This window comes from Streptomyces sp. NPDC058620 (assembly GCF_042717135.1).
In the GTDB taxonomy this organism is placed as follows: domain Bacteria; phylum Actinomycetota; class Actinomycetes; order Streptomycetales; family Streptomycetaceae; genus Streptomyces.
Genome location: NZ_JBHXQO010000003.1, coordinates 186,631 through 199,157 on the forward strand (window position 1 = coordinate 186,631; position 12,527 = coordinate 199,157).

The 12,527-nt window shown below is 71.7% G+C and carries 12 protein-coding genes and 1 tRNA gene; 5 read left to right on the forward strand and 8 right to left on the reverse strand.

What is annotated here, in order from left to right; all coding sequences use genetic code 11:
- Positions 1 to 147: 147 nt before the first annotated feature.
- Positions 148 to 318 (reverse strand): hypothetical protein, encoded by a 171-nt coding sequence (locus tag ACFWSK_RS05610; protein ID WP_383782310.1) that lies wholly within the window; start codon positions 316 to 318, stop codon positions 148 to 150.
- A 167-nt stretch (positions 319 to 485) separates the two neighbouring features.
- Between ACFWSK_RS05610 and ACFWSK_RS05615 the strand changes: the two genes are divergently transcribed.
- The gene (locus ACFWSK_RS05615) at positions 486 to 926 is read left to right on the forward strand and encodes an ATP-binding protein (RefSeq protein WP_383782312.1); all 441 of its coding nucleotides are present in this window, start codon (positions 486 to 488) and stop codon (positions 924 to 926) included.
- A gap of 160 nt (positions 927 to 1,086) precedes the next feature.
- On the opposite strand, the gene ACFWSK_RS05620 is transcribed toward ACFWSK_RS05615, so the two are convergent.
- The 3 genes from ACFWSK_RS05620 to ACFWSK_RS05630 all read right to left on the reverse strand — a co-directional run bounded on the left by ACFWSK_RS05620 (position 1,087) and on the right by ACFWSK_RS05630 (position 4,183).
- Positions 1,087 to 1,260 (reverse strand): CsbD family protein, encoded by a 174-nt coding sequence (locus tag ACFWSK_RS05620; RefSeq protein ID WP_383782314.1) that lies wholly within the window; start codon positions 1,258 to 1,260, stop codon positions 1,087 to 1,089.
- 147 nt (positions 1,261 to 1,407) lie between these two features.
- A tRNA-Pro gene (locus ACFWSK_RS05625) sits at positions 1,408 to 1,481 on the reverse strand.
- 50 nt (positions 1,482 to 1,531) lie between these two features.
- Entirely contained in the window at positions 1,532 to 4,183 is a 2,652-nt protein-coding gene (locus ACFWSK_RS05630; protein ID WP_383782316.1) for an ATP-binding protein, read from the reverse strand.
- Between the two features lie 109 nt (positions 4,184 to 4,292).
- Here ACFWSK_RS05630 and ACFWSK_RS05635 point away from each other — a divergent pair, with 109 nt between their 5' ends.
- Positions 4,293 to 4,778, forward strand: a complete 486-nt coding sequence (locus tag ACFWSK_RS05635; protein ID WP_383782318.1) for a DUF309 domain-containing protein — start codon at positions 4,293 to 4,295, stop codon at positions 4,776 to 4,778.
- The gene (locus ACFWSK_RS05640) at positions 4,691 to 5,176 is read left to right on the forward strand and encodes a hypothetical protein (protein WP_383782320.1); all 486 of its coding nucleotides are present in this window, start codon (positions 4,691 to 4,693) and stop codon (positions 5,174 to 5,176) included. Before ACFWSK_RS05635 ends, ACFWSK_RS05640 begins: the two co-directional genes overlap by 88 nt.
- A 105-nt stretch (positions 5,177 to 5,281) precedes the next feature.
- Here ACFWSK_RS05640 and ACFWSK_RS05645 read toward each other — a convergent pair whose 3' ends face one another.
- Positions 5,282 to 6,013, reverse strand: a complete 732-nt coding sequence (locus tag ACFWSK_RS05645; protein WP_383782322.1) for an NAD(P)-dependent oxidoreductase — start codon at positions 6,011 to 6,013, stop codon at positions 5,282 to 5,284.
- Positions 6,014 to 6,177: 164 nt separating this feature from the next.
- On the opposite strand from ACFWSK_RS05645, the gene ACFWSK_RS05650 reads away from it, so the two are divergent.
- Positions 6,178 to 6,858 (forward strand): TetR/AcrR family transcriptional regulator, encoded by a 681-nt coding sequence (locus ACFWSK_RS05650; RefSeq protein ID WP_383782324.1) that lies wholly within the window; start codon positions 6,178 to 6,180, stop codon positions 6,856 to 6,858.
- A gap of 30 nt (positions 6,859 to 6,888) precedes the next feature.
- Here ACFWSK_RS05650 and ACFWSK_RS05655 read toward each other — a convergent pair whose 3' ends face one another.
- From ACFWSK_RS05655 to ACFWSK_RS05665, 3 genes are read right to left on the reverse strand one after another with little or no spacing between them, the layout of a single operon-like run.
- Positions 6,889 to 8,148, reverse strand: a complete 1,260-nt coding sequence (locus ACFWSK_RS05655) for an FAD-dependent oxidoreductase (protein ID WP_383782326.1) — start codon at positions 8,146 to 8,148, stop codon at positions 6,889 to 6,891.
- The gene (locus ACFWSK_RS05660; RefSeq protein WP_383782328.1) at positions 8,145 to 9,662 is read right to left on the reverse strand and encodes an NAD(P)/FAD-dependent oxidoreductase; all 1,518 of its coding nucleotides are present in this window, start codon (positions 9,660 to 9,662) and stop codon (positions 8,145 to 8,147) included. The genes ACFWSK_RS05655 and ACFWSK_RS05660 overlap by 4 nt, the downstream gene beginning before the upstream one ends.
- Positions 9,659 to 11,092, reverse strand: a complete 1,434-nt coding sequence (locus ACFWSK_RS05665; RefSeq protein ID WP_383782330.1) for an FGGY family carbohydrate kinase — start codon at positions 11,090 to 11,092, stop codon at positions 9,659 to 9,661. The genes ACFWSK_RS05660 and ACFWSK_RS05665 overlap by 4 nt, the downstream gene beginning before the upstream one ends.
- 362 nt (positions 11,093 to 11,454) lie before the next feature.
- Here ACFWSK_RS05665 and ACFWSK_RS05670 point away from each other — a divergent pair, with 362 nt between their 5' ends.
- Complete coding sequence (locus ACFWSK_RS05670; RefSeq protein WP_383782332.1) at positions 11,455 to 12,462, forward strand: hypothetical protein; 1,008 nt, start codon at positions 11,455 to 11,457, stop codon at positions 12,460 to 12,462.
- Positions 12,463 to 12,527: the final 65 nt, after the last annotated feature.

Consider the following 12,527-nt stretch of genomic DNA (forward strand, 5'->3'; position numbering starts at 1 on the left):
ACGGAAAGCGTGCGAGTAGTTCCAGGCCCTGGATGACAGAACAGCCCTGGCCCCGAATCGACTCGGGGCCAGGGCTGTTCTGCGTGGTGCGGGAGAGAAGGAAAGCTCGATGAGCGCTCGCCCGCGCCGGGTTTCCCGCCGGGGTCGTCAGCGTCTGCGGGAGGGGCGGCCGGCTCCGATTCCCGCGACGTGCAGGGCAAGAAGTGTCAGGCCCAGGAGCATGACGTTCACCGAGGAGAAGACGTCGTTGGTGGTGATGTCTGCTGCGTTGATCAGGAAAGCGATGGCGAACAGGACGGCCGCGGCTATGCCGAGCATGGGGTGCTCCTCTCGAAGGGGGTGAGGTGCATGTGCCCCGACCTCCCAGGAACAGGCCCCGTTTCCGCTTCGACTTCGGAACGCCGGCCGGGCTGCGTGCCGGGGTTGCGGGGGTATGCCTCGAAGGCGGGGGTAGGCGGAGAGGAGAGCCGAGTGAGGGAGGGCCGATGACGAAGGACACGTCGCTGCGCGCGATGGGATGGGCGCAGTCGTTTCCGGTGTCGCAAGGGGTGCGGGCCGGCCGTCGGTGGACGCGGGAGCACCTGGCGTTCCTGGAGTGGACCAAGGACGCCCCCGAGATGGTGGACGCGATACTGCTCAGCGTTTCCGAACTGATCACCAACGCACACGTGCACGCGCACAGCGACGCCCAACTGGTCCTCACCTGGGACGGCCACTGCCTGCACGTGAGCGTCCACGACTCCGACCCACTGCCCCCCGCCAAGCAGCCCGAAGACCTCACGACGACCGGAGGGCGCGGACTGGCCATCGTCGACGCGCTTGCCGACGGCTGGGCCACGCATCCGCAGGCATCGGGCAAGACCATCACCGCCTGCTTCGTACCACCGGGCGCTCCGAAGCCCCGGCACGGCGGGGACGTCAGCTGAGCACCGGGCGGAAGCGACCCGGAGCGGGAGGAGAGCCGGAGGAATGGCGACCGGTCCGACCCGGCGCACGCCTCACGCCCGCGCTGCCCGACATGTGTGTGGCCCGGCACGGGCCGGGCCACACACATCGCGGAGAGATCGCGTCGCGCTCTCGCAGGAGTCAGTGCTTGAAGGCGTCCTTCGCCTTCTCCTTGGCCTGGCGGGCGTCGCCCTTGGTCTGGTCGGCCCGGCCTTCGGCGGTGAGGCGTTCGTTCCCGGTCGCGCGGCCGGCGGCCTCCTTGACCTTGCCCTTGGCCTGCTCGGTCTTTGCCTGGGTCTTCTCATCGGCAGCCATGTCATTCACCCTTGCTCTGCTCGGCGTCAGGAACACTCCTCGTGTAACCGGTAGCAGCGCGCGCAAACACCGCGACGGTCCCCAAGAACGGCCAAGGGCCGGTTTCGGATTTCTCCGAAACCGGCCCTGACATGCGACTGTCTCCAGTCGGGACGACAGGATTTGAACCTGCGACCCCTTGACCCCCAGTCAAGTGCGCTACCAAGCTGCGCCACGTCCCGATGCGTTACCCTCCGGTTGCCCCGGGTGGCCGCGCATGGGAAACATTACCTCACTCCGAGGTCCGCAATGACGCCCGTGCCTGCTGGGCGCGGGTCGCGAGGCCCTCGGCTCCGCACGCCGTGGCCATCTTCTGGGCCCTCGCCAGTTCCCGTGCGGAACGGATCGCGACCCCGTAGTCGAACCGGGCCAGTGCGTGCTCGTACGCCGATGTCGTCGGGGTGATCTCCAGATGGCGGACGGCTTCGGACAGCAGGTGCTCCGCCTCCTCCGCCGGTGCGAAGAGGGCGACGCAGCGCAGAGCCCCGCCGATCGCGGTGTCCGTTCCGAACCGCTCGGCGTGGACGCGGGCTCTGGCGGCGAGCTGGGCGCCGCGGACCGGATCCACGTCGACCAGCGCACGGGCGAGGTCGCAGGCCCAGGGCGCCCAGACGACGTTGAAGCGTTCGCGGGCCTCCATCGCGACGCCCGCGGCTTCGAGTTCGGCGATGGCCTCCTTCGTACGGCCTTCGGCGAGCAGCAGCCGGCCCCGGACGCACGGGCCGTCGGGCAGCACCATCGCGCTGGGATAGGGCGCACCGAAGTCGTACCGGTCGGCGACCAGCCGGGCCTCGGATATCCGGCCGCGGGCGAGAAGGGTGTCGATGAGCAGACAGGCCGCGTCCCAGTGGACGGGCAGCCCGCTGCCGACACGGTCGGCGAGGCGCAGGCCCTCGCGCAGGAACCCCTCGGCTTCGGCGAGGCGTCCGCGCCGGCGGTGGACGAGTCCGAGGAGTGTGTGGGCGAAGGCGAGGTGCGCACCGCTCCAGCCGGAGATCTCGAAGGCGCGCACGGCCTCGCCGAACAGCTCCTCGGCCCGGTCGAGCTGGTCCGTGAACGCGTAGGTGATGCCGACCAGGGTGGGGAGTTCGAATCCCCACTCCGTGTCGGTCCAGCCGAGACCGCGGGCCGGATGTCCGTTGACGAGGGCGCGTTCGCAGAGGTCGACGACGAGTTGGGCGTTTTCGCCGCGGAGCATGGCGTCGAAGGCGCGCAGGATGAGCAGGGCCCGTTCGGCGTTGTCCCGGCCGGTCAGGTGGTCCGCGTTGCGGGAGAGCCTGCGTGAGCGTGCGGGCCCGTCGTCCTCGACCGCCTGCATGCCTTCCCACAGGAAGTGCCCGGCCTGCAGGCGCATCAGACCGGGCCCGGGGGCGGTACGGGACGCCTCGGCGGCGAGTGAGATCGCCGCCTCCTTCAGCTGGTTGTTGTGGGCGAGCGCTGCCGCGAGCCGGAACGTGGCGTCGATCCGCACTTCGTCGTTGAGCCCTGGCATGTCGAGGGCCGCGCGGAGGTGCTGCACCGTGGTGGGTGGCGAGCTGAGCAGCGTGGCGCAGCCCAGTTCGTACAGCAGGGCCGCCTTGTCCTGGGGGCGCGGGGGTTCCTCCAGGGCCCGTTCGAGGCAGCGCCTGGCCGCTTCGGGGGCGCCGACCGCGAGGTGCTGGCCTGCGGCCTCGCGGAGTTGTGCGACCAGTTCCTGATCGTCGTCCGGGTGGACTTCGAGCAGGTGGCGGGAGGCCGCGGCGGCGCCGAGGCCGGCCCGGGTGATCGCCCAGGCGGCCCGGCCGTGGAAGGCGGTGCGCGTGGCCGGCGGGATCGAGCGGTACACGGCGGTGGCGATCAGCGGATGGACGAACTCCAGCGGGTCGAAACCGCTGACGATACGGGCGTCACGAAGCCGTGCGGTGCAGTCAGCGGCCTCCGCCGAGCTCATCCCGGCGAGGGTGGCGGCCACTTCCTGGGAGATGTCGGTACCGAGGACGGCGGCCGCCCAGGCGAACCGGTTGGCATTGGTACCCAGCCGTTCGAGCCGGGCGACGAGCCCGCTGCCGCGCGCCGAGGCGCCCAGTTCACGCAGCATGCCTGCGGATTCCTCGACCGGCGGCAGCTCACGGTCCTGCACCTTGGCGACGAGTTCGACGGCCTCGTACGGGTTGCCGCCGGTGACGGCCCACACCTCGCGGCAGAAGGGGTCGTCGGCGTGGTCACCGAGGCCCGCGCGGACGAGTTCGGCCGTGGCGTCCGGGGTGAGTGCGCGCAGGGCGACCCGGACGAGGCCCTTGTGCCCCGCGGGCTCGCCGTGCGCGGCGGTCAGGGCCGCGTTGCGCTCGGCCAGCTCCTGCGGGCGGTGCGCCTGGACGACGAGGACCGGCAGTTCACTCAGACGCGCGGTGAACGAGGCGAGCCAGGCGAGGGATTCGCCGTCGGCCCAGTGGGCGTCGTCCACCATGAGCAGCAGCGGCCGGTGGCTGAGCCGCGAGGCGAGCCGGCCCACGACGAAGTCGAGGCCGTCCCGGACACCCTGCGGGTCGGGCTGCGGTCCGGTCGGCTCGGCGAGGCCGAGCGCGGGAGCGGTGATCTCGTACCAGTCGCCGAACAGGGCCCGGGTCTCGTCCTCGGGGAACCGGTCCAGCGCGGGCTGCAGCAGCTGGCGTACGACATGGAACGGTACGGAGGTGACGGTCTCGCCGCCGCGTGCGGACCAGACGGTGCAGCGGCCGGCCGCTATGGCCTGGACCTCGGCGAGCAGCGCGGTCTTGCCGATACCCGCCTCCCCGCTGAAGACCAGCAGCCCGCCGGACGCCTGGGCGCCACACAGGGCGTCCACGGCTTGTGCGGCAGCGGCGAGTTCCGGTTCGCGCTCGTACAACGGCCGGGACGGCTTCATGCCTACCCTTCCCAAAGTCTGGCTATGACGACTGTTGAGACTAGTCGCGCGCGGCGCCTCGCGGACAGGGTTCTGAGAGTTCCTTGCAGGTGCGAGGCACAATCGGAGGGTGGACGAGACTCGCAGGGACCGTGATTCCGAAGGCCGGGCGCGCAGCGCACGCCCCCGGGACGGGCTGGGGCGCCCCCTGCCCTACGGGGCTCCGGGGGTGGAACGTCAGCCCGAGGGCGTGGTGCGCACCCCCGAGGAAACGGTGCGGGAGGCGCAGCGACTCCTGGACGCGGGAATGCCGTTCCACGCACACGAAGTGTTCGAGGACGCCTGGAAATCGGGCCCGGCCGCCGAGCGCGAGCTGTGGCGCGGCCTGGCCCAGCTGGCCGTGGGCCTGACCCATTCCGCCCGGGGCAACGCGTCGGGCGGAGCGAGACTGCTGCGACGCGGAGCGGCGGCGGTCTCCGCCTACCGGGACGCGGGTGCGCACGGCATCGGCGTCGGCCCCCTGATCACGTGGGCCGAGGAGTTGGCCGACCGGGTCGAGGCGGAGAGCCCGAAGGCGGTGGACGCGGCCGCGGAGGCACCGCGCCTGTTGGAGTAGGCCGGACCGGTGCCGTCCACGGGCGAATCGGTGAACGATTACGATCCGTCGTCATGAGCATTTCTGACGGGGACCAGCACGAAGAGCAGGACCAGGGCACGGACGCGGACGCACCGATATCCGAACCGGACACCGAGTCCGGCAGACTGACACCACGTCAGGCCCGCCACCTCCGGATCGCCCTCTCATCGGTGGGCATGGCGGCCATGGCCGTGGTCCTCGCCCTGCGCATCGCGAGCCGGTCCTCCGTCCTGGTCGTCGGCGTGTACGGGCTGGCGCTCATCCTCTGCGGCATCGTGATCGAACTCAGCAGAAACGGCCGCACCCGCCTCGCCAGCTGGCTCCTGGGCACGGGCCTCGCCGCGGCGGTGGGCGCGGACTGGCTGCTGATCCCCTGAGACCCGCTCTCCTGGGGCGGGTGTCGTGGATTCGCGCCCTGCCGGAGCCGACCGCGAAGACCTCCGGCCGCACTTGCCGGAGGTCTCCGTGCGCGCGTCAGCAGGTCACCTCGACGGGGCGTGTGTGCGGGCCGACGTCGTTCGGCAGCTGACGATCGCCGGGGCCTCGCAGATCAGTTCGTCGTCGGTGAGCGCCTCCACCATGAACAGGGCGAAGTCGATCCGGCGCGTGATGTTGTCGGCGAGGACCGGGTCGCCGACGCGGCGGGTCCAGACCGGTAGTCCCTGGCTCGCGCCCTCTTCGAGGTTGCTGCCGCGTACCACTGTCCAGCGGGTGTCGCTCGCGAACACCCGGCGGCACGCCTCCACTTGATCGTCGATGTCTCCCACGCGGATCAGTCGTGCCAGCGGGCCGAAGATCTTGAGGAAGGCGCGGAGTTTCAGCGAGTACACGTCCTTGCCGTCCCGCGTGATGTGCCAGCCGCACGAGAAGACCAGCCGCGCCCCAGCCGGAGCGTGGTCGAGCACCGCCTGGGCCGTTCCGGTCGAGTAGCCGTGGACGCCCCACGGGGCCAGGACCGTCAGGACTCCGTCGCAGCCGGCTACTGCGCGCGCGATGACTTCCCTGTCGTCCGTCGCTCCCGGGAGGACGGTGATGCGGCCCTCGAAGTCGGCCAGCTTGCCGACGCTCTGCTCACGGCACACCCCTACGACCTCGTAGCCCCGGTCCAGGGCGTGCTGGACCATGTACCGGCCGAGCTTGCCCGACGCTCCGACGATGCAGACCTTCAACCGCCTCTGGTCGTCGGCCATTTCCTGTGCCTGTCGCGTGTCCACGCGTGCCCCCTTCCAGCCGGCTGCCGGATGTTCCGGCGGGCCGACACCTTCGCAAGCCACTCCCTTACGCCTGTAAGGGAGTGCTTGGAGCTATTATCCTTACAGCTGTAAGGCCGTCAAGCGGCAGAGGCGGCGAAACGTCGGAGAGACCCCGGAGATGACAGGTGGCATCGACCCCCGGAGCAGAGACCCCCGGAGCAGAACAGAAGCACCGGCGCGCCCTGAGCAGGGAACTCGTCCTCCAGGCCGCCGTGCGCGTGGCCGACGAGCGAGGAGTCGCCTCGGTGAGCATGCGGAAGGTGGCCGAGCAGCTCGGGGTGGAGGCCATGTCGCTCTACCACCACGTGGCCAACAAGGACGAGATCCTCGACGGCATCGTCAATCTGGTCTTCGGTGAGATCGAGCTGCCTCACGACGCGGCCGACTGGAAGTCCGCCATGCGCCGACGCGCCGTCTCCGCTCGTGCGGTGCTCTCACGTCACACCTGGGCGCTGGGGCTGCTGGAGTCCCGGCGCAATCCGGGGCCGGCGACGCTGCGGCACCACGACTGGGTCATCGGGCGGCTGCGCGGCGCGGGGTTCTCGATCGCGGAGGCGGCCCAGGCGTTCTCCACCCTCGACAGTTACGTGTACGGGTTCGTTCTGCAGGAATCGAGCCTGCCGTTCGATACGTCGCAGGATCTGGAGGACGTGGCGGAGACCATCATGGAGCAGCTGCCGGCCGACACGTATCCCCACCTCACCGAGATGATCACCGATCATGCCCTTCGGCCGGGCTATGCCTACGCGAACGAGTTCGAGCCCGGACTCGACCTGATTCTCGACGGGCTGGAGGGGCAGTTGTGAGATCTGGGTGCGTGGTGCCGGCAGGTGCTTTCAGAGAGCGGTGATCCGCACGGGCGCGCCGTGCGGGTCGATCCGCTCCAGCCAGCCTGCGCCCAGATGCAACGGACGGCCCGGCAGGGCGGGCAGCAGGAGTCGTTGCCGGTGGAGTTCACGTCCGTCCTGACTGACGACGAGGTGCGGGCGCGGCAGCCGCCGTCCGGTGCGCAGGACGAAGCGGCCGCCGAGAGGGAGAGCCGCTTCGGGGGCGACACGGTTCGGTGCCACCCAGAGGAGCGGGGAGTCCACCTCCAGCGGGACCTGGCGGTCGGCGGGTCTGTCCTGGCCTGCCAGGAAGCGGAGTACGGGCGCGGTGACGGCGCGGCCCTCGGCCGCGGCCACCGCCGCACTCTCCGCGGCGTGCAGCAGGTTCCCGACGGCGAACACCCCGCTCCGCGAGGTGCGGTACCCGGAGTCGTATGCGGGGCCTCGGGTGCCCGGGTCGAGCACGAGCCCGCCGCGCCTGGCCAGTTCGTGCTCGGGAACGAAGTCGCCGGTGAAGACGACGGTGTCGCAGCGCAGGGTCGTGGTGCGGCCGTCGCCGTGGCGCAGCTCCACTCCGGACAGCCGGGTCCTGCCGGTCAGGCCGGTGACGGTCGTGCCGGTGAGGAGAGGGAAACCGGAACGTGCGCGTACGAGGGCGGGGAGCGGGGTCGCCGGCTGGTCGGTCACCATGGCGACGATCTCCAGTCCGGCGGTGCGCAGGGTATCCGCGGCGGCGTGGCCGACGGGCTCGTTGCCGATGACCACCGCGCGGGTGCCGATGCGCTGTCCGTGGACGTGGACGGCCCGTTGGAGTGCGCCGGTGGTGTAGACACCCGCCGGGCGGCTGCCGGGAACCAGGCGGGCGGTGCGCGGGCGTTCGCGGGCGCCGGTGGCGAGGACGACGGCGCGGGCGGTGATCCGTTCCAGCCCGGCCGGTCCCGTCGTCTCGACGGTGCGCGGCCCGTCCCAGCCGGTGACGCTGACATGGGTGCGAAGGGCGACTCCGGCCCCGATCGCCGCCGCCACACACCCCTGGGCGAATGCGGGACCGGTCATTCCGCCTCTCGGCCCTGTTGCCGGGCCTCTTCCCGTACCCCGTCCGCCGAATCCGCCGTGGAGGCAGAGGCGCGGCATCCCGCCCGCTTCCCGTTCGCGCTCCAGGAGCTCGACGTGGCCGGCGCCCGAGGCGGCGAGTTCGGCCGCCGCGCTCAGCCCCGCGGGGCCGCCGCCCACGACGAGTACGTCCACGGACCGTTCGAGCCGGGTCACGGCCGGGCCTCCTCGTACCGTGCGCGGACCTCGGCCCCGCAGGTGAACCCCTGGCAGCGGCCGCTCCCGGCGCGCGTACGGCGCCGGAGGCCGTCCAGGGAGCCGGGCGGGATCGTGGAGTGCAGGGCGTCGCGGATCTCGCCGAGGGTGACCTGTTCGCAATGGCAGACGAGTGTGCCGTACGCGGGGTCTTCGGCGATCAGTTCGGCGCTCCGGTACGGGCGGGGGAAGGCTTCGCCCAGGTTGGGCAGGGTGACGGGCGGGAGGTCGTGCGGCGTGCCGAGGTCGAGCCCGGCCCCGGCGAGGAGCCCGGTGACATGCGCGCCGATGGCCATGGACGCGGTGAGTCCGGTGGACCGGATGCCGCCGACCGCGACGTACCGCAGGGCGGGGTGGTCCTGAATCCGGTAGTCCTCGCTTCCGGTGGCGGCCCGCAGTCCGGCGTAGACGGCGGTGACCTCCTCGTCGAGCAGCGCGGGCAGGATCCGCCGGCCCTTCTCCCGGAGGAAGGCGATGCCGTCCGCGGTGGAGTCGGTGGCGCTCTTGTCGTCGATCTCCTCGGAGGTCGGGCCGAGCAGCACATTGCCGAAGACGGTCGGTGCCACCAGAACGCCCTTCCCGGCGGCGGTGGGCACGGGGAGGAGGATGTGGCGCACCAGGTCGCGGGCGAGTTTGTCGAAGACGATGAGCTCGCCGCGGCGCGGGGTGACGGTGAAGACCTCGTGCCCGAACCGCCGGTCGATCTCGTCGGCGTACAGTCCGGCCGCGTTGACCAGGTACCGGGTGCGCAGGGTGCCACGGGACGTGGTGAGGAGATGCGTGCCGTGGTCGTCGGCGATGTGCTGGACACGGCAGTCGAGGTGGAGGTGGACGCCTGCCCGGACGGCCTGGGTGGCGTAGGCGAGCGGCGTCGACCAGGGACAGATGATGCTTTCGTCGGGGATTTCCAGTGCCCCCAGCGCACCGGGGCCGAGGTGCGGTTCGCGCGCCGCCAGTTCCTCGGCGTCGAGCATGCGCGCCGCGTGGTATCCGTTGCGCTCCGCCTTCGCCAACAGCGCCGGCAGCATGGCGAGTTGCTCGCCGTCCCAGGCGATCAGGAGGGCGCCGACGCGTTCGACGGGAATGCCGGTCTCGGCCGCGTAGGCGGCCAGCAGATGCCGGCCTTCGCGGACCAGCCGGGCTTCCAGGGAATCGGGGACCGCGTCGAAACCGGTGTGCAGGATCGCGGTGTTGGCCTTGGACGTGCCGTTGGCGATGTCGTGGGAGCCGTCGACGAGCGCGGTACGCAGGCGGTAGCGGGCGAGTTCACGGGCGATGGCCGTGCCGACGACGCCGGCGCCGATGACCGTCACGTCGTACGTGTCGTCGGGCGCCGTGGGCCCGGCAGGGGCTCCGGCCCGGGTGATCGTGGCGTCGTACGCGTCGCGGCTCGCCCGGCATCCGGCCCCGGCGGCCGTCCCGTCGTGCGCGCCACCCCGCGCGGCCCCTCCGCCCCCGGTGGCCCTGGCGGTCATGAGTGCTCCAGCAGGGTGTTCACCGCCGAGCGGAAACGGGCGCGGCGTGTCGCCGCCTCGTCCGCGCCGATCCGGGGTTCGTAGCGGGCCGAGGGTTCCCACGCGGGCAGGGCTTCCCTGACCGAGAGGCGCGGGTCCAGGCCGAGGCGGGCGACGGCGCCGGCGCCGAGCGCCGTGACGTCCGGCCGGGCGGACACCTCCACGGGCCGTTGCAGAAGGTCGGCCTGCGTCTGCATGAGCAGCGCCGAGCGGGTGAGGCCGCCGTCGACGCGCAGCACCGACAAGGGCGAGCCGAGGTCGGCGGCGGCGGCGTCGGCGAGTTCGGCGACCTGGGCGGCGACGCCCTCGCACAGGGCGCGCACGAGGTGGCCCGCGGTGGTGTCCAGGCCGAGGCCGGTCACCGAGCCGCGCAGGTCGCCTCTCCACCAGGGGGCGGCGAGGCCCGCGAGCGCCGGTACGAAGGTGACGCCACCGGCGTCGGGTACGGACAGGCCGACCGGGTCGAGGTCGGCCGCGCCGGTGATCACTCCGAGGCCGGTGAGCCAGCGCACGGCCGATGCGGCGGTGTAGACCTGCCCGTCGAGGCAGTAGCTCGTGCGGCCGGCGAGCCGCCAGGCGACGCAGCTGACCAGGCCGGAGGAGCCCCGGCGCGGTTCCGGCCCGGTCTGGGCGAGGAGGAAGGCCCCTGTGCCGTACGTGCATTTGGCGGTGCCCGGCTCCAGGGCGTGCTGAGCCAGGAGGGCGGCCTGCTGGTCGACGAGGAGTCCGGTGAGCGGGATGCCGGCGCCGAAGGCGGTGGTGGTGCCGACCTGCCCGTCGGCGTCGACGACGGACGGGAGCCGTTCCCCGGAGAGACCGAAGACCTCCAGTGCGGCGGGCGACCAGTCGACCCGGTCAAGGTCGAGGAGCTGGGTGCGTCCGGCGGTGGACGCGTCCGTGACGAAGGCTCCCGTCAGTTGGTGGACGAGCCAGGAGTCGCTGGTGGTGACGACTCCCTCGCGGGTCAGTTCGCGCCGTACCCAGGCCATCTTGGGAGCGGCGAAGTACGGGTCGAGCGGCAGTCCTGTGAGGTGGCGTAACTCGTCGTCGTGAACGGCGAGTTCGTCGCAGACCTGCTGCGCCCGCCGGTCCTGCCAGACGATGGCCGCGGTGAGCGGGCGGCCGGTGGCGGGGTCCCAGGCGAGGACCGTCTCACCTTGGTTGGCGAGGCCCACGGCGCATACCGGCTCAGCGGCCTCGTGCAGGGCCTGGCGGCCCGCGTCGAGGACCGAGCCGAGCAGCTCGGCGGGGTCCGCCTCGACCACGCCCCCGGCTCCGTAGCGGGGCCGGACCGGAGCCGAACCGGAACCGATCACACCACGTTCCGGGCAGATCACCAGCGCCTTGGTACCGGAGGTTCCCTGGTCGACGGCGAGCACCGGGCCTGTCATCACCACTCCAGTCGTACGCAATCCGCCGCAATCGTGATCACTGGCCGTCCGCACACAGAATTGTGCAGACCACGGCTCACGTCAACCCTGCGACGAAGGACCCACGATCTTGGGCAACTTCCCTGAGCGACGGGCGACTTGAGTGCCCGACCCTTTAAGATCCACGAGTCCGCCCGGGGAGTGCCACGACAGGCTCCACGCTCATCACCGAGCAACAAGCGGACGCTCAAGGGCAGTTCGCTGCCCGCAGCCAGGCCGACTCCCCACGCCTTGAGGATTCATGACGACCAGACCGTGCCCCTTATCCCGATGCCCGGCGCATCGCCTCGCCGCGCCAGGTCGCACCGGGGCGGGGCAAGCCGATGCCCCCCAGTGAATTCCGGCCCGTCTACCACCCCGCCGGTCACGACCACGGGCTGCGGGGAGCGTTGCAGGAGCTGAAGACCGGACGCTGGCTCTCCATGCGTGACCTGCTGGAGAACACGCCCGACTGGTCTCTGTGGACCCAGCGGACCCAGGTGCTCGCGACCGCGGCCGCCGGCTCCGATGCGGTCGACGCCTGGCAGGCCGAGGAGCCGCGGAGTGTCGCCGCCACCGTCATGCACGCCCGGGTCGTCGTCGAGCGAGCTGTGCGCGCCCACCGCGAAGGTCACTCCAGGGCACAGGAGTTGTGGCAGGAGGCGTGGGAGGGCTGCCGGTCCGCCGCACACGCCGCTCCCCCGGACCCGGTGCCGTGGATCTGTCTGCTCGCCCTCTCCCAGCTCGACGTGCGGCAGCGGCTGAAGGAGCACCGGCTGCCGCCGCCGGGGCCGATGCTCTTCCCCGGCCCCTGGGGACTCCTCGCGGAGGCGGACAAGCGTGATCCGTACAACCGCGAGGCGTACCACCGGATGCTCCAGTTCGTGTACGCGCGCCGGGCCGGCGGAACCCTCTCGGAGGCGGTCGACTTCGCCCAGTGGGCGGCCTCGTCGGCTCCCGAGGGCTCCGCACTCCACGTACTTCCGCTGTACGTGAGGGTGGAGCGCTACCGCCGCGAGCACGGCCACGAGAAGGCGCTCGATCTGCACTGGGTCACCGAGGACGGGGAACGGGACGCCCAGCGGGCACTGCATCTCTGGTTCCACCGGACGGAGCCCGCCGCCCGGTCGCTCCTCGACCTCAACCACCTGGCGCACGCGCTGTGGGGCGCGCTCCGGTTCGCCGACGCGGCGCCGGTGTTCCGTGCGCTCGGCCCGTACTACACGTCGGCTCCCTGGGCGTACCGCACGCATACACCCGGCGACCCCGCCGGGGCCGAGGAGGTGTTCCTGCGGGCCCGCGGCAGATGCCTCACCGCCGCACACGATCCGGCCCGCGGCCCGCACGGCTGAACCCGCGAGCGGCTCACCCGTCCCGTCGACCGTTGTCCCTGTTCCGTCGCCCCACCAGAGGATTC